We start from the raw sequence: 24,130 nt of genomic DNA on the forward strand, positions 1-24,130 counted from the left end.
GCGCTGCGCGCACCACAGCTGTCCCACTCAACTGCCTCTGCCACTAGTGTCATCGCCTGCATGTCCTTAGACTTAACAAAAGCCCTCCCCAAGCCCGGCAACCGCTACGCGCTGCCCGCCCTGTATGGTTCATCCGACGCCTATGCCCTGGCGCTCGCCGCGCTGGAATTAAAAGCGCGGGGCCAGATGCTGGCCGTGGTGGTGGCGCAGGCCAGCGACGGCCAGCGCCTGCTCGATGAAATCCCGTGGTTTGGCGGCAAGGAACTGCGCTGCCACCTGCTGCCGGACTGGGAAACCCTGCCCTACGACGCCTTTTCGCCGCACCAGGACCTGGTCTCCGAGCGCCTGGCCACCCTGCACGAAATCCAGACGCGCCAGTGCGACGTGCTGATCGTGCCGGCCACCACGGCGCTGGTGCGCCTGGCGCCGCCGTCCTTCCTAGCCGCCTACACCTTCTTCTTCAAGAAGGGCGAAAAGCTCGACGAAGCGCGATTGAAGTCGCAGCTGACCCTGGCCGGCTACAGCCATGTCTCGCAAGTGATGTCGCCCGGCGAATACTCGGTGCGCGGCGGCCTGCTCGACCTGTTCCCCATGGGTTCCGCCCTGCCCTACCGGCTGGACCTGTTCGGCGACACCATCGAGACCATCCGCACGTTTGACGCCGACACCCAGCGCTCGCTGTACCCCGTGCATGAAGTGCGGCTGCTGCCGGGGCGCGAATTTCCCATGGATGAAGCGGCGCGCACCACCTTCCGCAACCGCTGGCGCGAACAGTTCGAGGGCGACCCATCGCGCTCGGTCGTCTACAAGGACATCAGCAGCGGCATCGCCTCGGCCGGCATCGAATATTATCTGCCCCTGTTCTTCGAACAGACGGCCACCCTGTTCGACTACCTGCCGCCCGACGCCTCGCTGGCCCTGGTGGGCGAAATCGACTCTGCCATCGGCCGCTTCTGGACCGATACGCAGTCGCGCTACCGCTTCTTAAAAGCCGACCGCGAGCGGCCGATCCTGCCGCCCGAATCGCTGTTCCTGTCGGACGAACAGTTCTTCGGCCTGGCCAAGCCGTATCCGCGCCTGGCGATCGCCAAATCGAACGATGCGCTGGCGTCCGAACTGTCGGCCCCCGTGCCGAACATCGCCGTCAACCGCCGCGCCGACGATCCGCTGGCCAACCTGCGCAGCTATTTGCTGCAAGCGGGCCGCCGCGTGATGATCTGCGCCGAATCGAACGGCCGCCGAGAAACCCTGCAGCAGTACTTCACCGAATACGACCTGCACCTGACGCCCGTGGAAGGCAGCGACGGTTTTCTGCAATCCGACGCCAAGCTGATGCTGGGCGTGGCGCCGCTGCATGCGGGCTTCGAACTGTTTACGCCGGAAGGTCATTTATCCTTCATCACGGAGACGGAACTGTACGCCGGTTCCGGCCGCCGCGTCGGCACCAAGAAGCAGGAAGGCGTGACGCAGGTCGAATCGATGGTGCGCGACCTGTCGGAGCTGAAGATCGGCGACCCCGTCGTGCACATCAACCACGGCATCGGGCGCTACATGGGCCTGACCAGCATGGACCTGGGCGAAGGCGAGACGGAATTTCTGCACCTCGAATACGCGAAGGACACCAAGCTGTACGTGCCCGTATCGCAGCTGCACGTCATTTCCCGCTATTCGGGCGCGTCGCCGGAAGACGCGCCCTTGCACTCGCTCGGTTCGGGCCAGTGGGAAAAGGCGAAAAAGCGCGCGGCCGAACAGGTGCGCGACACGGCCGCCGAGCTGCTCAACCTGTACGCCCGGCGCGCGCTGCGCCAGGGCCACTCGTTCGAATTCTCGTCGCACGACTACCAGCGCTTCGCCGACAGCTTCGGCTTCGACGAAACGCCGGACCAGGCCGAAGCCATCCACAACGTCATCAAGGACATGACTTCCGGCAAACCGATGGACCGCCTCGTGTGCGGCGACGTCGGCTTCGGCAAGACGGAAGTGGCGCTGCGCGCCGCCTTCATCGCCGTCATGGGCGGCAAGCAGGTGGCCATCCTGGCGCCCACCACCCTGCTGGCGGAGCAGCATGCGCAAACCTTCGCCGACCGCTTCGCCGACTGGCCCGTGCGCATCGCGGAATTGTCGCGCTTCCGCAGCGGCAAGGAGATCACGCAAGCGTTCAAGGGCATGGCCGACGGCACCATCGACATCGTCATCGGCACGCACAAACTGCTGTCCGACGACGTGAAGTTTACCCGTTTGGGCCTGGTCATCATTGACGAAGAACACAGGTTCGGCGTGCGCCAGAAGGAAGCCTTGAAAGCCCTGCGCGCGGAAGTGGACGTGCTGACCCTGACGGCCACGCCGATCCCGCGCACCTTGGGCATGGCGCTGGAAGGCTTGCGCGACTTTTCCATCATCGCCACGGCGCCGCAAAAGCGCCTGGCCATCAAGACGTTCGTGCGCAGCGAAGGCGAAGCCATCATCCGCGAAGCGTGTTTGCGCGAACTCAAACGGGGCGGCCAGATCTACTTCCTGCACAACGAGGTGGAAACCATCCAGAACCGCCTGGCCATGCTGACGGAATTGCTGCCCGAGGCGCGCATCGCCGTGGCGCACGGCCAGATGCACGAGCGCGACCTGGAAAAAGTCATGCGCGACTTCGTCGCCCAGCGTTTCAACATCCTGCTGTGCACGACGATCATCGAAACGGGCATCGACGTGCCGACGGCGAACACCATCATCATGCACCGCGCCGACAAGTTCGGCCTGGCGCAGCTGCACCAGCTGCGCGGCCGGGTCGGACGCTCGCACCACCAGGCCTACGCCTACCTGCTGGTGCACGACGTGCAGGGACTCACCAAACTGGCGCAGCGCCGCCTGGACGCCATCCAGCAGATGGAAGAACTGGGCAGCGGCTTTTACCTGGCCATGCACGACCTGGAAATCCGCGGCGCCGGCGAGGTGCTGGGCGAGAGCCAGTCCGGCGAGATGACGGAAATCGGCTTCCAGCTGTATTCGGACATGCTCAACGAAGCTGTGCGCTCGCTGAAAGCCGGCAAGGAGCCGGACCTGGCCGCGCCGCTGGCGTCAACGACGGAAATCAACCTGCACGTGCCGGCCCTGCTGCCGGCCGACTTCTGCGGCGACGTGCACGAGCGCCTGTCGATCTACAAGCGCCTGGCCAACTGCGCCACGCAGGAGAAGATCGACGATATCCAGGAAGAGCTGATCGACCGCTTCGGCAAGCTGCCCGACGCCGTCAAGGCCCTGGTCGAGACGCACCGCCTGCGCATCGCCGCGAAAACCGTGGGCATCGTCAAGATCGACGTGCATGGCGAAGCGGCCACCCTGCAATTCATGGCCAAGCCGCCCATCGACCCGATGCGCATCATCGACTTGATCCAGAAGAACCGCCATATCAAGCTGCATGGCCAGGACAAGCTGAAAATCACGGCCGCCATGCCGGACCTGGCCGCGCGCGTGACGCAGATCAAGACCACCATCAAGCAATTGACGGTTTAGACTATTCCTATCATTTATGCAGGGCTGACCCATGACCAATACCAAGACCATCACCATGAATCTGATCCTGCAGGGCCTGGACGGCGATAGCGCCCGCCTCGAGCGCATCGCCGCGCTGGCGGCGCCCACGTCCATCACGCGCCTGGGACCGAACGCCGTGCGCTGCGAGCAGATCGCCTACTCGCCCGCGCTGCGCCCCACCATCGAAGTGGCGGCCCAGGCGGCGCAACTGGACGCCACCTACATGATGGGCCAGCGCGAGCTCGGCGAATTCAAGCTGGTGGCGATGGACATGGATTCGACCCTGATCACCATCGAGTGCATCGATGAAATCGCCGACATGCAGGGCTTGAAACCGCAGGTGGCGGCCATCACGGAAGCGGCCATGCGGGGCGAACTCGATTTCAGCTCCAGCCTGAAACAGCGCGTGGCCCTGCTCGAAGGCCTCGACGCGTCGGCCCTGCAGCGCGTCTACGATGAACGCTTAAAACTGTCGCCGGGAGCGGAAGCCATGCTGGCGGCCGTGCAGAAGGCGGGCCTGAAAACCCTGCTGGTGTCGGGCGGCTTCACCTTCTTCACCGAACGCCTGAAGGAACGCCTGGGCCTCGATTACACGCATGCGAACGAACTGGAAATCGTCGACGGCAAGCTGACGGGCAAGGTGTTAGGGGGCATCGTCGACGCCGAGGAAAAGCAGCGCACGGTGGAAAGAGTCTGCGCGGAGCTGGGCATTTCCCCGTCCGAGGCCATCGTCATGGGCGACGGCGCCAACGACTTGAAAATGATGGGCATCGCCGGCCTGTCCGTGGCCTTCCGCGCCAAGCCCGTGGTGCGCTCGCAGGCGGACGTGGCGCTGAACTTCGTGGGACTCGATGGCTTGCTCAACGTATTGACCTGAGTCGGCGCCATCTGGCGGACGGTGCGCGCACGATGGCATAAGTTTGCTATATTGCAAACTTATGCGCATCCTGCCAACCCATCGTGAAAGAACACCGCATGCCGCCACCGCTGCCAGAAGAGATACAACGCCACCTGGATGTGTTTGTCGCCGCCGCGCAAAACACCTTTGGTGACGACCTTGCCGCCGCCGTGCTGTTTGGCTCGGCCGCCGATGGCCAGGTGCGCGCCACCTCCGACGTCAACCTGCTGTTGCTGCTCAAGCGCTTTGCGCCGCAGGCGGCCGATGCGCTGCGCGGGCCCTTGCGCCTGGCGCACGCCGCCATCGATTTGCAGGTGATGTTCCTGCTCGAGGGCGAATTGACGCAGGCCGCCGACGCCTTCGCCGTCAAGTTCGCCGACATCATCGCGCGCCACCAGGTGCTGCATGGCGCCGACCCTTTCGCCAGCCTGCGCACGAACCGCGACGCCGTGCTGCGGCGCTTGCGGCAAGTGCTGCTGAACCAGCAGGTGCGCATGCGCGAACGGTATCTGCTATTGAGCCTGAATGAAGAACAGCTGGCCGGCGCCATCGCCGACGCAGCCGGCCCCCTGCGCTCGTCCGCGGCGTCGCTGGCGCAGCTGGAGGGCAAGTCCGGGCTGTCCGGCAAGCAGGCGCTCGAAGCATTTGTCGACCAGCTGGGCGAGCCTGCCCTGCACGCGGCCCTGCAAGCCATGTCGGCGGCGCGCGAAACGGCGCGCCTGGCGCCGGGGCAGGCCTTGCCCGCCTTTGCGGGCTTGATGACGATTACCGGACACTTGCGCGAACACGCGGAGCAGATGCGGTGAACGGCGCCAATCCGTTCGACTGGAGCGGCCCCTGGTTCCTGCTCGCCTACCTGGTCTTTGGCATGCTCGTGTACTACCTCGCGCGCGAGCTGCTGATACGCATGGAATTGCGCAATCCGCACGCCCAGCTGTCGCTGGCCGATGACCCCTACCGCATCGCCTTCCTGCGCGGCGGCGCCCTCGAAGCCGTGAAAGTCGCCGCCGTCGTGCTGGTCGACCGCGGCTTGCTGCGCGCCGACGGCCCGCTGCTGGAAACGGCCAGCGCCGACAGCCTGCGCTTCGCCAGCCATGACATCGAACGCGACGTGCTGCAGCTGTACCTGGGCCGTCAGGGCCACAGCAAGGAACTGGCCGTGCAAGCCGAGATGCTGCCCTCGTGCCGCGCCTACCTGGAAACCTTGACGCAGCAGCAATTGCTGGTCGGCCCGCCGCTGCTGCGCCGGCGCGAACGCATCACCTGGACGGCGCACTGGCTGCTGCTGACGGTGGCCGCCGTCAAGGCCGTCATCGCCATCAGCCGCCAGCACTACAACCTGCTGTTCCTGGCGCTGCTGCTGGCGATCTTCCTGCTCATGCTGCGCGGCTTGCGCACCCAGGCGACCAGCTGGAGCGCGCAGCGGCTGCTGACCGACCTGCGCATGCTGTTTGGCCGGCTGAACATGCGTTCATCGCGCCTGCAGGCGGGCAGCAGCAGCGCCGACATGGCCCTGCTGGCGGCCATCTTCGGCCTCGGCGCCCTGCCGCCGTCGGTGTACGCGTATCTCGCCCAGCTGTACCCGGTGCCGCGGCAAAACGGCGGCGGCGACTCCTCGTCCGGCAGCTCGGGCGACTCCGGCGGCGGCTCGTCGGGCGGCGGCGACGGTTCTTCCTGCGGCAGCGGCTGTGGCGGTTGCGGCGGTGGCGGCGGCTGTGGCAGCTAGCCAGGGGAGCGCGCGCGACCGCGTCGGCCTGGGCTGGCGCGGCGAACTGGCAGCCGGCATCCTGTCCAACCTGGCGCACATCGACGTGCTGGAAGTGATCGCCGACGACTATTACCACGCCGCGCGCGCCGGCATCGCCGCCTTGCGCAGCCTGGCGCGCCAGGTGCCCGTCAGCCTGCACGGCGTGGGCATGGGCTTGGCGTCGACGATACCCGCCGACCCGCGCCGCCTGCATGCGATGGCGCGCCTGATGAAGGAGGTGCAAGCGGAATCGTGGTCCGAGCACCTGAGTTTCGTGCGCGCCGGCGGCGTGGAAATCGGCCACCTGGCGGCGCCGCCGCGCACGCCGCACAGCGCCGCCGGCGCCATCGCCAATATCGCGCTGGCCACGCGCATCGTCGGCAGCGCGCCGCTGATGGAAAACATCGCCACCCTGGTCCAGCCGCCCGCCAGCACGCTGGACGAAGCCGGGTGGCTGACGCACATCCTTGACGGCGCGCAAGTGCCGCTGCTGCTGGACCTGCATAATCTGTATGCGAACGCCGTCAATTTCGGGCATGACCCGGAGCAACTGCTGCTGCGCCTGCCCCTGGCCCGGGTCGGCGCCGTGCACCTGAGCGGCGGCCACTGGATCGACGCGCCTGGCGGCGGCCAGCGCCTGTTGGACGACCATCTGCACGACGTGCCGCCCGCCGTCTTCGCCCTGTTGACCGTGCTGGCGCGCCAGGCGCCGCAACCGTTGACGGTGATCGTCGAACGCGACGGCAATTACCCGTCGTTCGAGCACGTGCTGGACCAGCTGGAGCTGGCGCGCACGGCCTTGCGCGCGGGGCGAAACGCATGAGTTCCCCCGCACTGGAAACCTATCTGGCGAGGCTGTACACGGATGACGCCCTGCGTGCCGCCTTCCTGCGCGAACCCCGTGCGCAAGCGTTGCGGCATGGCTTGTCGCCGCAGGAGGCGGACGCGATGGCGGCGATGGACCGCATCGGCCTGCAGATGGCGGCCGCCAGCTATCGCGCCAAGCGGGCCGGGCGCGCCGGGCATGGCAGCCAGCCCAGGCCAGCGCAACGCTGGTGGCGCCGGCTGCTGCACGCCTGGCGCTGAGCGCCGGCTACAGGTGCCACAGGCGCAGCGGCAGCAATCCCCACCAGGCCAGCACCAGCAGCAGTTGCAAGGCCGCCAGCAAGGCCACCCAATCCCATTTTGCCCACGAACCCGCCTCGGCCGCCGTGCCGCGGCTGCGCCAGCAGCGCGCCAGGCCGAACGCCGTCGCCAGCGGCAGCGCGCCCGTCGTCAGCGCCAGCAGCACGCTGGCGATGGTGACGTCGCCCAGGCGCAGGTAGGACTGGAAATAAAAGAACGGCAGCGGCAGGAGCAGCGCCAGCAGCGACAGCAAGGGCGCGAACAGGTGGTCGCCCCGCCCCAGGCTGCGCAGCGCGGCGCGCCAGACGCCCACCACCAGCACATACAGCAAGCCCGCCGCGCCCAGGGCCAGGCTGCCCCACAGCACCAGCATGCGCAGCATCGACGCGCGCTCATAGCTGCGCAAGCCGTCGCTGAGCACATGCTTGCCATCCTCCTGCATCAGCACATGCGACGGCGTGCTGCGGTCGCTGGCGCGGAACAGCAAGCCGCCCACCGGTTCCAGCTCCTTCGGCTCGCCCTGGAACGGGATCAGGAACAGCGATTCGCCATCCCATTTGAGGCGCGTAAAGCCGAAGACGGCATCGACCCAGGCCATGCTGGCCATGGGACTGGGCGACGGCAGGTAGACACCCTGCCAGTTTTCCACCGTGGGCGCGGGCGTGCCGCGCGGGGCCGGCGCACGCAGCGGCAGTTCCAGGTCGCGCAGCAGCAGGCGGTTGAAGCGTTCATAGTCGGCCTGCTCCGCATCCGTGTTGAAGGCCACGAAGAAGGCGCTGTCCTGCTCCGGATACAGGCACAGCATGGCGCGGAAACCCACGGCCGTGCCCGGATGGCAGGCGCCCACCACATTGTGGCGGTCGCGCACGGCCAGCGCCAGGCCGTGGCCCGTCGCCAGGCCCGCCTGCGCCGCATCCGTGCCGGACGGTTCGGACAAGGCGCCCATCAGCGCCAGGTCGATGAAGCGCTTGCCCTGCAGCTTGCCGTCGCCCATCAGGAATTGCGCCAGCTTGCCCATGTCGGCCGCCGTGGTGGTAAATTGCGCGGCCGGACGCAAATACTGGGGCACGGCCGGCTGCGCCACGCCATGCTCGAAGTAGCCCATGGCCAGGCGCGGATCCGCCTGCGCACCCGCCTGCGTACTCATTTGCGTGCTCATTTGCGTGCTCACTTGCGTAACGAAGGCGAACGTGCTGTCCGCCATGCCCAGCGGCTGCAGCAGCTGCGCGTCGAGATAGCGCTCATACGGCTGGCCCGTGATTTTCTCGATCACCATGCCCAGCAAGCCATAGCCCATGTTCGAATATGCATAGCGGCTGCCGGGCCGGGCGCGCACGCGCAGCAGATTGCGGTCGCCGTCAAAAGCGTCGGCCAGCGGCGTCTGCGGCGCCGGGTTCAGGCTAAACGCCTGCCAGAAGCGCACATTGTCGAGGCCGGACGTATGCGCCAGCAGGTGGCGGATGCGCACGGGGTCGCTGGCTTGCCACGGGTTTTTCAGCGCCAGTTCCGGCAGCACCTGCTGCAGGGGCGTGTCGAGCGTGAGCCGGTCTTCGCTGACCAGGCGCAATACGCCCAGCGCCAGCGCCACCTTGCCCACGGAACCCACCTGCATGCGCGTGTCCGCCTGCATGGGCATGCGCCTGGCGGCATCGCGCAGGCCGGACGCGCCGACTTTGACTGTTCCGTCAGGCAAGACTTCACTCCAGACGGCGCCCGCCAGGCCCTCTTCCTTCAAGCCGGCGGCAAACTCCGCCTCCAGCGGGGCGCCGGCGGCGTGGGCCGCCGTGACGCACAGCAGCAAGGCCGGCAAAGCCTGGCGCAGCCATGACCTGGCGCGCGCGGCCAGGGTGGGATAGCGATTTCGTTTCAACAATGTATTCTGCCTTTTTCCATGGACTGCGCTCCTGCGCCGCTTTGCTTGTTACAATTAAAAATTGAGCAACGACGGGAGCCTTCATGTCACAAGATATTATTTTGGATACCCAACTCCAGCAGACCAAGAACCTGGCCTGGTGGTTGTACCTGATACATGGCGCCAGCTTCGTGTTTTCGCTGGGCGCGTTTTCCTTCATTCCGCTCATCATCAATTATGTGAAGCGGGACGAGGCGGCCGGGACCTTCGTGTACAGCCATCACAGCTGGATGATCCGTTCCTTCTGGTGGTACGTGGCCTGGATCGTCGTCGGCGCCATCCTGTGGATCACGCTGATCGGCATACCGCTGGCCTTCCTCGTGTGGGGCGTGGCCTGGCTGTGGAAAGCCTACCGCTTGCTGCGCGGCTTCCTCGACTTGAACAACAACAAGCCCGTGCCCCTGTAAATTACTTGTGGGCAAGCTATCGTGCTTGCCCGCTTGCCGCTACATCGCCGCGAACGCCCGTTCGATATCGGCGATCAGATCCTGCGGATCTTCCAGTCCCACGTTCAGGCGCACCAGTTGGCCCGGCAATTGCCAGCCCTTGCGCATGGCGGCGATGCGGTACGGCATCACCAGGCTGTTCGCGCCACCCCAGCTGTAGCCAATCTTGAACAACTGCAAGGCATCAACGAAGCGGTCCGTCTGCGCCTCCGTGTAGCGGGCATCGAACAGCACGGAAAACAGGCCGCCCGCACCTGTGAAATCGCGCTGCCAGATGGCGTGGCCCGGGCAATCGTCAAAGGCCGGATGCAGCACCGTGGCGATCTCGCTGCGCCCCTTGAGCCAGGCGGCCACCGTGCGCGCGCCCTGGTCGTGGGCGTCGAAGCGCAGCTTCATGGTGGGCAAGCCGCGCAGCACCAGGTAGGCGTCGTCCGCCCCCACGCCCATGCCCAGACGCATGTGCGCCTGCGCCAGCCGGTCGTGCAGGGCCCGCTCGCGCGTGATCAGGGCGCCCATCAGCACGTCCGAGCCGCCCGACTGGTATTTCGTCAGCGCCTGCATGATGATGTCCACGCCCAGGTCAAAGCCGCGCAAGGCCAGGCCCGCCGACCAGGTGTTGTCCAGGGCGACGAGCACGCCGCGCGCATGGGCGGCCGCGCAAATGGCAGGCAAGTCCGGCACTTCCATCGTCACGGAGCCTGGCGCTTCCGTCCAGATCAGCTTGGTATTGTGCTGGATCAAGCCCGCGATGCCGGCGCCGATGAGCGGATCGTAATAGCGGGCCGTGATGCCGAAATCCTGCGCCAGCCAGCGTCCCAGTTCGCGGTTCGGGTTGTAGATGTTTTCCGGCAATAAAACGTCATCGCCCGTTTTCAGCAGGGCAAAGTCCGCCATGGCGATGGCCGCCAGGCCCGACGGCGCCAGCAGGCAGTATTTGCCCCCTTCGATCTCGGCCAGGCGCGCTTCCAGGGTGAAGGTGGTGGGCGTGCCGTGCAAGCCGTAGGTGTAGGCGTTCTTTTCTTTCCAGTCGCCCGAGCGCATGGCCGCCACGTCCTTGAACAGCACGGTCGATGCATGATGGATGGCGTTGGGAAACGCGGCAAAGCCTTGCGGCGCCTGGTAATCGCTGTGGATCAGCGCCGTCTGGGGGGATTTGGGTGTGGTCATGGCGTCGTCGGCAAATAAAAAGGCGGGCCAGCAATTACTGGTCCGCCTTGATTGTAAGGGCTTTACGCCCTGTACGCCGTACGTATGACAGAGTGTTACACCTTGTCAAATATCATCTTCACCGCGTAAAAACGTTCAGGCCAAGGCGCGCTGCCGCAGGCAATACCTTGCTGTACGGCAAGGCAGCGCAACGCCGGCATGGACGTTTTTTACTCGGCGGCGCCCCACAGGTCGTGCGCGTCGGCCGAGGTGATGGTCACGTCGACGAACTGGCCGACGGCCAGCTTGCGGTGCGGTTCGAATGGCGGCTTGACGTAGACGACGCCGTCGATTTCCGGCGCGTCGGCGGACGAGCGGCCCACGCCGCCGGAGCGGGTGACTTCATCGATCAGCACGCGCACGGTCTTGCCGACCTTGGCTTGCAGGCGTTTCTTGGAAATTTCTTCCTGCAGCAGCATGACGCGGCCGCGGCGCTCTTCGCGCAGCTCTTCCGGCACGGGATTGGCGATGGCGTTGGCGGTCGCGCCTTCGACAGGCGAATACGCGAAGCAACCGAGGCGGTCGATCTGTGCTTCCTTGAGGAAGTCGAGCAAGTACTCGAATTCCGCTTCCGTTTCGCCAGGGAAACCGGCGATGAAGGTCGAGCGGATGGTCAGGTCCGGGTTGATGGCGCGCCAGGCCTGGATGCGGTCCAGGTTTTTCTCGCCGCTGGCCGGACGCTTCATGCGTTTGAGTACGTCAGGGTGCGCATGCTGCATCGGAATGTCGAGGTATGGCAGGATGTGGCCGCCGCTCATCATCGGGATGATCTGGTCCACGTGCGGGTAGGGATACACATAGTGCAAGCGCACCCAGGCGCCGTAGGACTTGGCCAGTTCGCCCAGCGCTTCCGTCAGCTGCGTCATGTGGGTCTTCACGGGACGGCCATTCCAGAAGCCGGAACGGAATTTCACGTCCACGCCATACGCCGAGGTGTCTTGCGAAATGACCAGCAATTCCTTGACGCCGGCCTTGAACAGGTTTTCCGCTTCGATCATCAGTTCGCCGATCGGGCGCGAGACGAGGTCGCCGCGCATCGACGGGATGATGCAGAAACTGCAGCGGTGGTTGCAGCCTTCGGAAATTTTCAGGTAGGCGTAATGCTTCGGCGTCAGCTTGACGCCTTGCGGCGGCACCAGGTCGAGGAAAGGCGCATGCGGTTTCGGCAGGTGGAAGTGGACGGAATCCATCACTTCGGCCAGCGCGTGCGGGCCCGTGACGGACAGCACTTTCGGGTGCACCTTCATGATGATGTCGTCGCCGGCAGCATCTTTCTTGGCGCCCAGGCAGCCGGTCACGATGACTTTGCCGTTTTCAGCCAGCGCTTCGCCGATGGCGTCGAGCGACTCTTGCACGGCAGCATCGATAAAACCGCAGGTATTGACGATCACCAGATCGGCGCCAGCGTAGGATTTCGCCGTTTCGTAGCCTTCGGCGCGCAGTTGGGTCAGGATTTGTTCGGAGTCGACCAGCGCTTTCGGGCAGCCGAGCGAGACAAAGCCCACTTTCGGCGCCGCACCTGGCATGGCCAGCATGGCCTCGGGCTGGGCGGAAGGAACGGGAATACGGTGAATTTCAGACATAGTTGGCAGCTAGAAAATGGTGAGGCGAATCGGCTATTGTACCCCGAGCCGCCCCTTGCTGTCAGCGCTGAGTCCTTTTGCCGCCGTATCTGCAACGCTTCAATCGCAACTTTGTTCCGGCCACTGCCATCGGGTCAGTGCTTGAAGCAGGTTCCGCCACGCATCACCAGTATCAAGAAATTAAAAAATAATGCCACAAAGAAACTAATTACTGACATATAATTGTTTTTAAAAAAACTAAATGAGTCCCATGTCTTTTTCCATTTCCAATCTGAAAGCGCGGCGCCTGGCTGTCGCGGCTTGCGGTTTGAGCGCATTGCTGCTGAGCGGCTGCGCCGTCAACACCTCGGTGGTTGATCCACTGAAAATGCATGCACAATCGGGAGAAACCCCGGTGGCGGTCAGCATCACATCGAATACCAAAGATATTTACGGTTTCAATATGATCAAGTTACGCCGTGTCGTGTCGGGGGAGCAGCGCAGTGATTTCAAGCTGGTCTCCGAAAACCTGGTGATGAAAAAGGTCGAGAGCGCGATGGCAGGCGATACGTCCCTGTTCATTGGCGCCCTGCCGCCTGGAGAGTATGAGTTTGTCGAATTGATCGATACCCGTGCCAACAAGCTATTGCATGTGTACTCGACCATCGTGGGAAGCGTCAAGATCGAAGCGGGTAAATCGACGGATCTGGGCCGGCTGATTGTGACACGCGGCAATTTCGGCGTGCAATACGGCCGTAGCGCCCAGGTGACATCGAATGCGGAATTGATCCAGCGCTTTGCCCCCGGCTACAACGCCATGTTCGGCGCTGCTGCCGCTCCTGGCTGGAGCACGCCACGCCACGCCCAGGACGATGTCGAGCAATTTGCCCGCGCCCACCCGGCTGGGGCCGAGTGCACCACCGAAATGCCCGATGGCCGGGTGGCTGCCGCCAGCCGCATGGGTGCCGTCCTGATGCGCTCGACGCAAGGGCTATGGAGCATCCTCAATGCGCCATCGGTGGAGTCGCTGTCCTGCGTGTTTCCTGTCGACCTGCCCAATGCCGAGTTGATTGCGGTAGGCGAATCCGGTTCTCTGCTCCGCAAGGCGCGTGACAGTGAGCAGCTGTCGCCTGTCGATACAGGCAACCTGCCGCCCGGCAATCTGCTGCGCATCGGGGGCAACCCCAAGGTTGGCTGGTACGTGATGCATCGCAAGGGCGACGAGTTGAACATTTTCCATGCGCACCAGCTGGACGCTGGTGACTGGCGATCCGTGTACCACGCCACCTTGCCCGGATCCTGGCTACATGGCCCGGGCTTGCTCTGGACGTGGCAAGACGCGGGCCGCATCGGCTATGCGCTGGAAAGCGGCTTGATCGGCGAACTCGATTACAGCACGGGCAAGTTGACCGAACGCTTTAGTCCACACAAGAAAAACCTGACGCAATTTACCCATCAACCCAATGGGACGGAAAGCGTCCTGGTAGCGGCTGGCTTGGCAGGAAGATTTCCCGACGCCTATATTTCACGGGATCGCGGCCAGAACTGGAAAACGATCGTTTCGCCGTTCAAAGTCCTGATGTCGCCCGTGGCGCCGCTCAATGACGGCAGATTGCTGATGGAAGCGGGCATGTATAACGAGGGCGCACTGCTGGTCAGCAGCGACGATGGTCAAACCTGGGGGCCGTATGCACCATATACATTGCGTCAGACGCCAATGATTTTCCCTTCCGGCCTTGCGCTCAATATCCAGGAAGACTTCAAGGGTCGCGTCAGCATTTACAGTTCCATGGACAATGCCAAAACATGGAAGCTCGAGCATTCAAACCAGGACCTGCTCTCCACGCTGCAACAACTGAAGCAATAGCATTCAGCATCGGCAGCCGCCGGCATGACATCCGCAAAGCACAACGGCACAGGAGTTCCTGTGCCGTTGTGTGGCGCGCATCGGATGCGGCTTACTTTTTGTCCGTCGGCGGCACCGGCGGCACGAACGGGAACGTGCCGAACAGATTCTTGCTCTGGCTCTGCATCTGTTCCTGCATCTGCACGAACAGGCTCTTGCTCTGGTCGATGTAGTTGTTCATCATGCCTTGCATCATCGGGCCCTGGACGTTCATGAACTGGGTCCACATTTCTGGGCTGAAGGGCTTGCCTTCGAAACTGCCGGCCGACGTGCCCGTGAATTTGTGCTGGATATCGGTGAACGCTTGCACGTTCTTTTCCAGGTAGGATCCCATCATGCCCTGCATGGCGTGGCCATAGTAGCGGATGATCTGCGACAACACGCTGCTCGAGAACATGGGCGCGCCGTTCGCTTCCTCTTCCAAAATGATTTGCAGCAAGATGCTGCGCGTCAAATCTTCATTGGATTTGGCATCGACGACGGTAAACACCTCATTGTCCAACACCAGCTGCTTGACGTCCGTCAAGGTGATGTAGGAACTGGTTTGCGTGTCATACAGACGGCGGTTAGGATATTTTTTAATCAGGCGGTCTATACTTTTTTTTGCACTACTCATCACAAGTTCCACTTATTGCGCCGCAGCGCATACTGAGTTAATCCGAAAAAAAAGCGAACGTGGGTCCGCTTTCGCACCTGCCTACGTTTTCCATTATAGAGTGGAAAACGGCTCCATTGCACATCAGGGTAGTAGATTCCCGCATTTATTGCAACGCAACTAAAAGTAGATTCCTGACAAGACCGGAGATTACGCCGGTCTTGCCGGGCCAGAAGCTTTTGTAAACTAGTCCGCCCTGACTTTAACATACCGCCCCGGCGCCGGCTCGATTGCCGCGTGGCGTTTGTTGCCCGGCTTGCCCGGCGCCTTCACCTGCGCGCCGCCGTGTTCAGCCAGGAAAGCCGCCCATTCCGGCCACCAGCTGCCCACGTGCTCGGTCGCGCCTTCCATCCACTGTTCGGCCGTCAAGGGCTTGGCTTTCGCCGTGCGTGCGCCTTTGCCCGCGTCATTGCTCCAGTAACTGCGCTTTTTCTTCGAGGCAGGATTGATCACGCCGGCGATATGGCCCGAAGCGCCGAGGATGAAGCGGTTGGTTTTCGGCTTTTTCGGGTTCAGCACGGCCGTGCTGGCGTACGCCGCGCCCCAGGGCACGATATGGTCTTCGCGCGAACCGTAGATGAAGGCGGGCGCGTCGATGCTGCTCAAGTCGACCTTTTCGCCGGCCACCGTCAGCTTGCCCGGCACTTTCAGGCTGTTTTCCAGGTAGGTGTTGCGCAGATACCAGCAGAACATGGGGCCCGGCAAGCCCGTGCCGTCGCCATTCCAGTACAGCAAGTCGAACGCGGGCGGCTCCTTGCCCTTCAGGTAATTCGACTGCACGTAGTTCCACACGAGGTCGTTCGGTCGCAGGCTGGAGAACGTGCTGCCCAGGTCGCGGCCCGACATCAGGCCGCCCTTGGCCAGCGTCTGCTCGCGCAGCGCCACTTGCGGCTCGTCGATAAAGACGTCGAGCGCGCCCGTGTCGCAAAAATCGAGGAAGGTGGTCAGCAAGGTCAGGCTGGCGGCCGGATTCTCGCCCCGCGCCTTGAGCACGGCCAGCGCCGTCGAGACGATGGTGCCGCCCACGCAAAAGCCGAACATATTGAGCTTGTCCTGGCCGCTGATTTCCTGCGTGACCTTGATGGCTTCGATCACGCCTTGCTCCACGTAATCGTCCCACGTCAGGTGCTGCATGCTCAGGTCAGGATTGCGCCAGGACATCAGGAATACGGTATTGCCCTGCTCCACCGCATAGCGCACGAGCGAGTTTTCCGGCTGCAAGTCAAGGATATAGAATTTATTGATGCACGGCGGCACCATCAGCAGCGGCCGCTGGTGTACCGTGGGAGTGCTTGGCGTGTACTGGATCAGCTGGAACAAGGCGTTTTCAAACACCACCGTGCCCGGCGTGGTGGCCACGTTGCGGCCCACTTCGAAGGCCGATTCATCGGACTGCGAGATGCGGCCCTTGCCCATATCGGCCAGCATATTGCTCAAGCCCTTGGCCAAACTTTCGCCCTTGGTCTCGATCAGGGTTTGCTGGGCGTCGGGATTGGTGGCCAGGAAGTTGGCGGGCGACATGGCGTCGACGATTTGCTGCACGGCAAACGCAATCTTTTGCTTCTGGTGCGGCGTCGCTTCCACGGCATCGGCCATGGCGCTGAGAAACTCGGCGTTCAGCAGGTAGGCGGCCGCATTGAAGGCCGACAGGGGGCTGGCGTGCCAGGCGGGCGCGGAGAACCGGCGGTCTTTCAATTCCGGCGCCTTGCCGGCCATAAAGTCTGCCCACAAGCCCGTCAGCTTGGCCACGTAGGCATTTTTCAGTTGCTCGATCGCTTCCGGCTTGATGCTGGCGCCCGCATCCTGCAAAATGCCGGCAATCGGATTGCCGGCGGGCTGCGGTACCATGTTGAACCACGTCTTCCACTGTTCAGGATTGCTGATCTGCGCCATCCATTCCTTGGTCATCATTTGAGGATCGGGCATGTTCATAGCTATATAAATCCATTCAAGAATTGATAAATAATTACTTCCGGGCCACCTGCATGCAAACTCTTACTGACTGCCAATACCAATGATGCTCATGACCGCTGTTGCCTGGATCTATGTCGTCGGCCTCATGGCGCTGACGGAACCGTCCATCGTCGCCGGGGTGATGACCTTCGTGCTGTACTGCGTCATCCCGCTGTCCATCCTATTCTATCTGACGGGCTCAAGGAGACGCAAACGCAAGGCGGCGCGCATCGCGGAACTGCATGCCCGCGCGCTGGCCTCAGCAGACGATAAAACAAAAACGGCAGACACATAAGTGTCTGCCGTGCAGATTATTTGCGCCAGATCAAGCTGGCCTGTCTTCCCGTGACGCCATCGCGCCGGTACGAGTAAAACTTCGCCGCATCGCTGACGGTGCAATATTCCCCGCCCGCCACTTGCACCACGCCGTCGCGCAGCAGCATGGTGCGCGCCAGCGCATAGATGTCGGCCAGGTACTTGCCCGGCTTGCCAGCGATGGCGACGAAGGAAGCACTCAGTACTTGCCGCTCGGCATCATCGCGCGCGCCGTCGCGGAATGCTTGCAGCACATCGTGTCCCACTTCGAATTGCTGTGGACCGATGGCCGGCCCCAGCCAGGCGAGGATATCCGTCGCCCCTTGCGCGCGCATGCTGTCCACCGTGCGCTGCAAGACGCCGTTGGCCAGGCCGCGCCAGCCCGCGTGGGCCGCGCCGACGACGAGGCCATCCGTCGAACAAAACAATACCGGCAGGCAATCGGCCGTCATCACCACGCACACGGTGCCCGCCTGCGTGGCGATGCTGGCGTCGGCATCGGGCACGCAACCGTCCAGGCTGGCAGCATCGGCGACGGCCACGCCGTGCACCTGCGACAGCCAGGCCGGCTCGGCAGGCAAGACGCCAGCCAGCCGCGCGCGGTTGGCCGCCACGTGCGCGGCCTCGTCGCCCACGTGCGTACCCAGGTTCAAGCCACCGCCGCCCTGCCCGTCACCATACGGGCCCTGGCTGACGCCGCCCGCGCGCACGGTCGCCAGCGCGCCCACGTTCGCGGGCAGGCCGGGCCAATGGGGAGTGATATAAGGCAAGGCAGCCGTCATCAGACCTGTTCCGGCTCGGGAATGCCGGCCGTGGCGATCAGTTGGGCGAAATCGTCGGCCAGCGGCACGATCCACTCGCACGCTTCCAGGGTGCCCGGATGCACGAGGCCCAGGCGGCGCGCCTGCAGTGCCTGGCGCGAGAAGACGGACACCAGGTGCTGCTTGCCGTACACATAATCACCGACCAGCGCAAAGCCCAGATGCTGCATGTGCACGCGGATCTGGTGCGTGCGGCCTGTTTCCAGGCGGCATTGCATCAGGCTCACGGGACGGCGGTCGAGTTCGCCGCTGCCGATCAATTCATAGTGCGTGATGGCGGGCTTGGCCGTAAAATTTTCCGAGACGGCCATCTTGACGCGGTCGCGCGGGTGGCGCGCGATGGACGCATCGATGGTGCCCGCCGCCTTCGGCGTGCCCCACACGAGCGCGAAGTATTCGCGCTTGACGGTGCGCGCCTGCAATTGGCGCACCAGGTCCGTTTGCGAAGCGAGGGTCTTGCCGACGACCATCAAACCGCTCGTATCCTTGTCTAGGCGGTGCACGATGCCGGCGCGCGGCACGCCCGCCAGTTGCGGGCAGTGGTACAGCAGGCCGTTGAGCAGGGTACCCGACCAATTGCCGGGGCCCGGATGCACGACCAGTCCGGCCGGTTTGTTGATGACGATGATATGCTCATCTTCGTGCACGATGTTCAATTCCATCGCTTCCGGCTTAAAAGCCTCGTCTTCCGGCGCGCTTTGCGGCAGAATGACGATCTTCTCGTCGCCATAGGCGGTCATGTTGCGTTTGGCAACTTTTCCATCGACGGTCACGAAACCGGCTTCCAGCCACAATTGCAAGCGGCTGCGCGAGTATTGCGGCACCAGCTGGGCGATGACTTTATCGAGGCGGTGGCCGCAGGCGTCCGGCGTCAGTTCCAATGTAATCGGGGCCATTTCCTCGAAGACGTCGTCGGCGGCAAAATCGCCGTCAAACGCCTCTTCGGCAACATGGTCAGAAAGGGAGTCAAACGCGGGGTCAGCCAAATTAGGCTTCGGAGTTAATATCACAGCATTCCCATCGGCTATAATCAGCCTATTGTAAAATCTTGGTTAAAACCTTCTTGCAAAACGTCATGCAAAAAAAATTATCGTTGGTAGTCGCTTCAGTCGTTCTGCTCGGCATGTCCGCTTGCAGCTTGTTGCCTGAAAAAGTGGATGAGACCAAAAACTGGTCCGTTACGAAATTATACTCGGAGGCGCGTGAAGAAATGGCCGGGCAGCACTATGAAGCTGCAATCGGCCTGTTCCAGAAGCTGGAGGCTAACTATCCTTTCGGCAACTATGCTCTGCAAGCGCAGATGGAGATCGCTTACGCGTATTATAAGTCGGGAGACCAGGCTCAGGCACTGGCTGCCGTCGAACGCTTCATCAAGTTGCATCCGAACCACGCCAATGTGGACTATATGTACTACTTGCGGGGCCTGATCAGCTTTAACGACCAGATCAGCTTCCTGAACTTCCTGTACGAGCAAGATCCGACCGAGCGCGACCCGAAAGCCACGCGCGAAGCGTTTGCGGCCTTCAAGCAACTGGTCGACAAGTTTCCAAATAGCAAATACGCGCCCGATTCGCTGGCCCGCATGAACTATTTGGTCGATGCCATGGCGAAATACGAAGTGCACGTGGCGCGCTATTACTACCGCCGCGGCGCCTACCTGGCCGCCGCCAACCGCGCGCAAACGACGGTCAGCGATTTTGCCGCTTCGCCTGCCATCGAAGAAGCGCTGTTCATCATGTACCGCTCGTATGACAAGCTGGGCTTGACCGACTTGCGCGACGACGCCTTGCGCGTGCTGACCAAGAACTACCCGAACACGGCATTCCTCAGCCCGGAAGGGGTGAACAAGGAACGCAAGTGGTGGAAATTCTGGCAGTAAGATAAGAAAAAACCGGGCTCGCCCGGTTTTTTTACTTATACACCCACTTTGCGCCGGAACACCCAGCTGGTATCGTTCGACGCTTCCGGCACGAAACCGTAGCCGTCGACGTCGAACTCTTTCAGCTGCTGCGGGTCGCGGATGGCGTTGACGGCCGCATAGCGGGCCAGCATGCCGCGCGCGCGCTTGGCGTAGAACGAGATGATTTTATATTTGCCGTTCTTCCAGTCCTCGAACACGGGCGCGATGACGGGCACGTCCAGCTGGCGCGGCTTGACGGATTTGAAATATTCCTCGGAAGCAAGGTTGACCAGCACCTTGGCGCCCTGCTCTTTTGCCGTGCGGTTCAAGCCGTTGGTGATGGTGTCGCCCCAGAATGCGTACAGATCCTTGCCGCGCGTGGTCGACAGCCGCGTGCCCATTTCCAGGCGGTGCGGGTGGATCAGGTCCAGCGGGCGCAGCAAGCCGTACAGGCCCGACAGGATGCGCACGCGCGACTGGGCATAGTCGAGCTGGGCCGGCTGCAGGCTGCGCGCCTCGAAGCCGGCATACACGTCGCCATTGAAAGCCATGATGGCCTGGCGCGCTTCCGCCAGCTTGGGCGTCCAGGAAGCGTAGCGGGCCACGTTGAGGGCCGACAAGGCGTCGGAAATGCCCATCAGGCTGCCCACTTCGGCGGGCGAAAACTGGCGCATGCGGGCTATGAGCTGGGCGGAATGGTCGAGAAAATCGGGGGTGCTGTGCAACGAGGTTGTTGGCGGCGTCTCCAGGTCGAGACTCTTGGCGGGCGAAAGCACGATCAACATAAATTATCACTACAGAATAGAATTGCCGACATGATACCTGCTCCACAAAAACTCGTCCTCGACACCAACGTTTGCCTCGACCTGTTCGTCTTCAACGACCCGCGCTGGGCGCCCCTGCTGGCGGCCATGGAAAGCGGCGCCGTGCACGCCATCACGCGCGAAGATTGCCGCGCGGAATATCTGGTCGTGTTGCATTACAAACATCTGCCGCTCGACGAAACCAGCCGCGCCGTCGCCGCCGCCCGCTTCGACGCGCATATCAGCGTGGTGGCGCCGCCCGTCTCCGGCGTGCGCCTGCCCGTCTGCACGGACAAGGATGACCAGAAATTCCTCGAACTGGCGCGCGACGCCAACGCCGACATCCTCATCACCAAGGACAAGGCCCTGCTGAAACTGGCCCGCAAGACGGCCAAGGCCGGCATGTTCAAGATCATGGTGCCGGAAGGCTGGGCCTTGCCAGGCTGAGCCATCGAGGGCTGCACGGAACGCCACGCGCTGCGCTAGAATGGGAAACGATTCCACTTTCCGCACCGCGCCCCTACCGCTCATGAACAGCCCGTCCCTGCCCTGCACGACTCCCACCCTGACCACCCGCTTGCCTCTCGTGGGCACCACCGTGTTTACCCGCATGTCCAGCCTGGCGGCCCAGCATGGCGCCGTCAACCTTGGCCAGGGCTTTCCCGACTTCGATTGCGACCCGGCCCTGGTCGATCTCGTCGGCGACGCCATGCGCGCCGGCCACAACCAGTATCCGATGATGACGGGTGCCGCGCCCCTGCGCGAGGCCATCGCCGCGAAAATCGCCAGCTTGTACGGCCACGGCTATGATGCCGGCACGGAAATCACCGTCACGGCCGGCGCCACGCAGGCGCTCACCACCGCCATCCTGTGCTGCGTGCACCCGGGCGACGAAGTCATCGTCATCGAACCGGCCTACGACAGCTATCTGCCCGCCATCGCGCTGGCCGGCGGCGTACCCGTGCTGGTGTCCATGCAAGTGGGCGAGTCCGGCTACAGCGTGCCGTGGGACCAGCTGGCCGCCGCCGTCAGCAGCAAGACGCGCTTGATCATCATCAATACGCCCCACAATCCGACGGGCACGATCTTGCGCCCGGCCGACGTGGCCGCGCTGGCCGACATCGTGCGCGGCACGCAAATATTGATATTGTCCGACGAAGTGTACGAGCACATGGTGTACGACGGCGTGCCGCACGCCTCGCTGAGCCGCAACCCGGAACTGGCGGCACGCAGCTTCATCGTTTCCAGCTTCGGCAAGACGTATCACGTGACGGGCTGGAAAGTCGGCTACGTGGCGGCGCCAAAGGCCCTGACGGCGGAATTTCGCAAGGTGCACCAGTACAACGTATTTACCGTCAACACGCCGATGCAGCACGGCATCGCCGGCTACATGGCGAATCCGCAGCCCTACCTGGACTTGCCCGCGTTTTACCAGCGCAAGCGCGACCTGTTCCGCGACGGCCTGGCGGGCAGCCGCTTTACCCTGCTGCCGGCCGACGGCACGTATTTCCAGTGCGTGCGCTACGACGCCATTTCGCAAGAGACCGAAGCGCAGTTCGCCGAATGGCTGACGACGGAAATCAAGGTGGCAGCCATTCCCGTTTCCGCGTTTTACGTGCAGGGCAAGGAGTCGGGCATCGTGCGCTTCTGCTTTGCCAAGAAAGACGAGACCTTGCGCCTGGCGCTGGAGCGCCTGCGCAGCATATAACCGAGCACTGAACATGGCTTCGCTGCGGCGGGGCAAAGGATGACAGATGGTACAGCGTCGCATCGGCCCGGCCGACCTGGTTCCCGGCGAACCCCTGCCCTGGGATCTGTTTTTGGCTGACCATAGTGCCGGCCCGCAACTGCGCAAGGGGCAGATCATCACGGATGGCACGCAGCTGGGCCGTTTGCTGCAGCTGGGCCTGTACGTGGGCGCGCCGGACCAGCCATCCGTCTTGCGCTTGCTCAATGAGGCGGCGCAACGCCTGGAACGGCTGCTGCTCGACTTGCGCAGCGAAAGCAATGCCGAGCGCGACGTGCGCGACATCGCCCGCGAACTGCTGCGCGCGCTCGAACACGATGCCGATATCGCCCTGGCCAGCATCCTGCTCAACCAGATCGCCGGCAGCTACGCCGTGCGCCACTGCATCGAAACGGCCTTGCTGGCCATGCTGGTGGGCCGCGGCATGCACAAGTCGCACGATGAACTGCTGTTGATCGGCGCGGCCGCGCTGACGATGAACGTGGGCATGCTGCGCCACCACGACAGCTTCCAGGACCGGCGCGGCCCCCTGAACGACGATGAAATGCGCATCGTGCGCCAGCATCCGCAGGAAAGCACGGAATTGCTGCGCTGCGCCGGCGTCGATGACGAGGAATGGCTGAGCTGTGTACTCTTGCACCATGAAAACGACGACGGCAGCGGCTACCCGCAGGGGCGCACGGCCGATGAAATCCTGCAAAACGCCAAGCTGATCGGCCTGGCCGACCGCTATTGCGCCCGCGTCTCGGCGCGCAACTACCGCCGTTCCATCGTCCCCGACCAGGCGCTGCAGCACATCTTCCTCGACCAGGGCGTGCCCATCGACCCGCTGCTGGGCGAGCAATTCGTCAATCTGCTGGGCAAGTATCCGCCCGGCACCCTGGTACGCCTGCGCAGCGGCGAACTGGGAGTGGTGACGCAACGGGGCGCCGGCCACGTGCATCCGCTCAGCGACCCGCTGGGCGCGCCGCTGGCCGCCGCCGAGCTATCGCAGATGACGCCGCGCGACACGGGCGACAGCCAGTTCGCCATCGTTTCGTCGCTGCACGAAGACGATGCCGGCATGCATTTCAGCATGCGGCACGTGTGGGGCGACGAGGCACGGCTGTAGGCTGGCCGGGAGCATCTACGGCTCACTTCACGGTTTCGGTGGGCGGATGCCCGTATACTGTGCGCTGACCAGCAGCCATTGCTTGTCGACAAGCCGAGCGACATAGCCGGCGCGCAGGGCGAAATTGCGGGCTACCCCATCCTGGTTGAGACGGTAGGACAGCCGCGCCGAGATGAGCGCCGTATCGCCAAACTGACGCACCACCGGTTCATCGACCTGCAGTTGGGGACTCGGCCGCTTCTGCTCCGGCGCATAGAAGGCGAGCATTTTTTCACGCCCGTCCACCTCGCCGACCGGCGATATTTCCACATAATTCTCCGCCGTGATGGCGTTCAAGGCCACTTGATCAAAGTTGCTCTGCGCCTGCGCATGGCGCTGCACCAAGGCGACCAGTTCGGCATCGGCGGGAGCCGCGTGCGCGCTGCCGATAACGCCCAAGGCGCCCAGCAGACAAGTGGCAAGGACATGTGGAAGGGTCAATTTCATGCGTATTCATCC

22 protein-coding genes are annotated in these 24,130 nt (G+C 63.3%); 13 read left to right on the forward strand and 9 right to left on the reverse strand.

The features are described 5' to 3' along the window. The first annotated feature begins 60 nt into the window (after nt 1-60). From mfd to O3299_RS09520, 6 genes are all read left to right on the forward strand, one after another. Entirely contained in the window at nt 61-3,504 is a 3,444-nt protein-coding gene (gene mfd / locus O3299_RS09495) for a transcription-repair coupling factor (RefSeq protein ID WP_099667548.1), read from the forward strand. Between the two features lie 55 nt (nt 3,505-3,559). After that, a complete protein-coding gene (serB, locus tag O3299_RS09500) occupies nt 3,560-4,402 on the forward strand; it encodes a phosphoserine phosphatase SerB (protein ID WP_289911456.1) in 843 nt (280 codons plus the stop codon). Nucleotides 4,403-4,500: 98 nt separating this feature from the next. Continuing rightward, complete coding sequence (locus O3299_RS09505) at nt 4,501-5,229, forward strand: nucleotidyltransferase domain-containing protein (RefSeq protein ID WP_305062157.1); 729 nt, start codon at nt 4,501-4,503, stop codon at nt 5,227-5,229. Further along, nucleotides 5,226-6,149 carry a TIGR04222 domain-containing membrane protein gene (locus O3299_RS09510; RefSeq protein ID WP_305062158.1) on the forward strand — a complete coding sequence of 308 codons (924 nt, stop codon included), beginning with the start codon at nt 5,226-5,228 and terminating at the stop codon, nt 6,147-6,149. The genes O3299_RS09505 and O3299_RS09510 overlap by 4 nt, the downstream gene beginning before the upstream one ends. Next, the gene (locus tag O3299_RS09515) at nt 6,139-6,993 is read left to right on the forward strand and encodes a DUF692 family multinuclear iron-containing protein (RefSeq protein WP_305062159.1); all 855 of its coding nucleotides are present in this window, start codon (nt 6,139-6,141) and stop codon (nt 6,991-6,993) included. Before O3299_RS09510 ends, O3299_RS09515 begins: the two co-directional genes overlap by 11 nt. Then, nucleotides 6,990-7,256 carry a hypothetical protein gene (locus tag O3299_RS09520; protein ID WP_305062160.1) on the forward strand — a complete coding sequence of 89 codons (267 nt, stop codon included), beginning with the start codon at nt 6,990-6,992 and terminating at the stop codon, nt 7,254-7,256. Before O3299_RS09515 ends, O3299_RS09520 begins: the two co-directional genes overlap by 4 nt. Nucleotides 7,257-7,263: 7 nt before the next feature. Here O3299_RS09520 and O3299_RS09525 read toward each other — a convergent pair whose 3' ends face one another. Further along, nucleotides 7,264-9,165, reverse strand: coding sequence for a serine hydrolase (locus O3299_RS09525; RefSeq protein ID WP_305062161.1), 1,902 nt, complete (start codon nt 9,163-9,165; stop codon nt 7,264-7,266). Nucleotides 9,166-9,251: 86 nt separating this feature from the next. Here O3299_RS09525 and O3299_RS09530 point away from each other — a divergent pair, with 86 nt between their 5' ends. Further along, nucleotides 9,252-9,614, forward strand: a complete 363-nt coding sequence (locus tag O3299_RS09530) for a hypothetical protein (protein WP_289897546.1) — start codon at nt 9,252-9,254, stop codon at nt 9,612-9,614. Nucleotides 9,615-9,653: 39 nt separating this feature from the next. Here the strand turns inward: O3299_RS09530 and O3299_RS09535 are convergent, their stop codons facing one another. Continuing rightward, on the reverse strand, nt 9,654-10,820 hold the full coding sequence (locus tag O3299_RS09535; RefSeq protein WP_305062162.1) for a cystathionine beta-lyase: 1,167 nt from the start codon (nt 10,818-10,820) through the stop codon (nt 9,654-9,656). Nucleotides 10,821-11,029: 209 nt separating this feature from the next. After that, nucleotides 11,030-12,385 (reverse strand): 30S ribosomal protein S12 methylthiotransferase RimO, encoded by a 1,356-nt coding sequence (gene rimO, locus O3299_RS09540; protein WP_170846336.1) that lies wholly within the window; start codon nt 12,383-12,385, stop codon nt 11,030-11,032. A gap of 307 nt (nt 12,386-12,692) precedes the next feature. Between rimO and O3299_RS09545 the strand changes: the two genes are divergently transcribed. After that, complete coding sequence (locus O3299_RS09545; RefSeq protein ID WP_305062163.1) at nt 12,693-14,288, forward strand: hypothetical protein; 1,596 nt, start codon at nt 12,693-12,695, stop codon at nt 14,286-14,288. A gap of 91 nt (nt 14,289-14,379) precedes the next feature. Here the strand turns inward: O3299_RS09545 and phaR are convergent, their stop codons facing one another. Beyond that, nucleotides 14,380-14,943, reverse strand: a complete 564-nt coding sequence (gene phaR, locus O3299_RS09550) for a polyhydroxyalkanoate synthesis repressor PhaR (RefSeq protein WP_010399000.1) — start codon at nt 14,941-14,943, stop codon at nt 14,380-14,382. 225 nt (nt 14,944-15,168) lie between these two features. Further along, nucleotides 15,169-16,914: a class I poly(R)-hydroxyalkanoic acid synthase gene (gene phaC, locus O3299_RS09555; protein ID WP_305052310.1), complete on the reverse strand. Its 1,746-nt coding sequence runs from the start codon at nt 16,912-16,914 to the stop codon at nt 15,169-15,171. A 91-nt stretch (nt 16,915-17,005) separates the two neighbouring features. On the opposite strand from phaC, the gene O3299_RS09560 reads away from it, so the two are divergent. After that, nucleotides 17,006-17,230: a hypothetical protein gene (locus tag O3299_RS09560; protein ID WP_305052311.1), complete on the forward strand. Its 225-nt coding sequence runs from the start codon at nt 17,006-17,008 to the stop codon at nt 17,228-17,230. A gap of 16 nt (nt 17,231-17,246) precedes the next feature. On the opposite strand, the gene pgeF is transcribed toward O3299_RS09560, so the two are convergent. Beyond that, on the reverse strand, nt 17,247-18,032 hold the full coding sequence (pgeF, locus tag O3299_RS09565; protein ID WP_305062164.1) for a peptidoglycan editing factor PgeF: 786 nt from the start codon (nt 18,030-18,032) through the stop codon (nt 17,247-17,249). Continuing rightward, complete coding sequence (locus tag O3299_RS09570; protein ID WP_305062165.1) at nt 18,032-19,057, reverse strand: RluA family pseudouridine synthase; 1,026 nt, start codon at nt 19,055-19,057, stop codon at nt 18,032-18,034. Before O3299_RS09570 ends, pgeF begins: the two co-directional genes overlap by 1 nt. Nucleotides 19,058-19,146: 89 nt before the next feature. On the opposite strand from O3299_RS09570, the gene O3299_RS09575 reads away from it, so the two are divergent. Next, the gene (locus tag O3299_RS09575) at nt 19,147-19,950 is read left to right on the forward strand and encodes an outer membrane protein assembly factor BamD (protein WP_077405789.1); all 804 of its coding nucleotides are present in this window, start codon (nt 19,147-19,149) and stop codon (nt 19,948-19,950) included. A 35-nt stretch (nt 19,951-19,985) separates the two neighbouring features. On the opposite strand, the gene yaaA is transcribed toward O3299_RS09575, so the two are convergent. Beyond that, nucleotides 19,986-20,756, reverse strand: a complete 771-nt coding sequence (gene yaaA, locus O3299_RS09580; RefSeq protein WP_251348327.1) for a peroxide stress protein YaaA — start codon at nt 20,754-20,756, stop codon at nt 19,986-19,988. Between the two features lie 30 nt (nt 20,757-20,786). Here yaaA and O3299_RS09585 point away from each other — a divergent pair, with 30 nt between their 5' ends. The 3 genes from O3299_RS09585 (at nt 20,787) to O3299_RS09595 (ending at nt 23,632) form a co-directional block, all read left to right on the forward strand. Further along, the gene (locus O3299_RS09585; RefSeq protein ID WP_305052313.1) at nt 20,787-21,221 is read left to right on the forward strand and encodes a putative toxin-antitoxin system toxin component, PIN family; all 435 of its coding nucleotides are present in this window, start codon (nt 20,787-20,789) and stop codon (nt 21,219-21,221) included. 82 nt (nt 21,222-21,303) lie between these two features. After that, a complete protein-coding gene (locus O3299_RS09590) occupies nt 21,304-22,482 on the forward strand; it encodes a pyridoxal phosphate-dependent aminotransferase (protein WP_305062166.1) in 1,179 nt (392 codons plus the stop codon). A gap of 46 nt (nt 22,483-22,528) precedes the next feature. Continuing rightward, nucleotides 22,529-23,632, forward strand: coding sequence for an HD-GYP domain-containing protein (locus tag O3299_RS09595; protein WP_099667534.1), 1,104 nt, complete (start codon nt 22,529-22,531; stop codon nt 23,630-23,632). A gap of 27 nt (nt 23,633-23,659) precedes the next feature. On the opposite strand, the gene O3299_RS09600 is transcribed toward O3299_RS09595, so the two are convergent. Next, nucleotides 23,660-24,118, reverse strand: coding sequence for a nuclear transport factor 2 family protein (locus tag O3299_RS09600; RefSeq protein WP_305062167.1), 459 nt, complete (start codon nt 24,116-24,118; stop codon nt 23,660-23,662). Nucleotides 24,119-24,130: the final 12 nt, after the last annotated feature.

The organism is Janthinobacterium sp. SUN176, assembly GCF_030587335.1.
GTDB classification, from domain to species: Bacteria; Pseudomonadota; Gammaproteobacteria; order Burkholderiales; family Burkholderiaceae_D; genus Janthinobacterium; species Janthinobacterium kumbetense.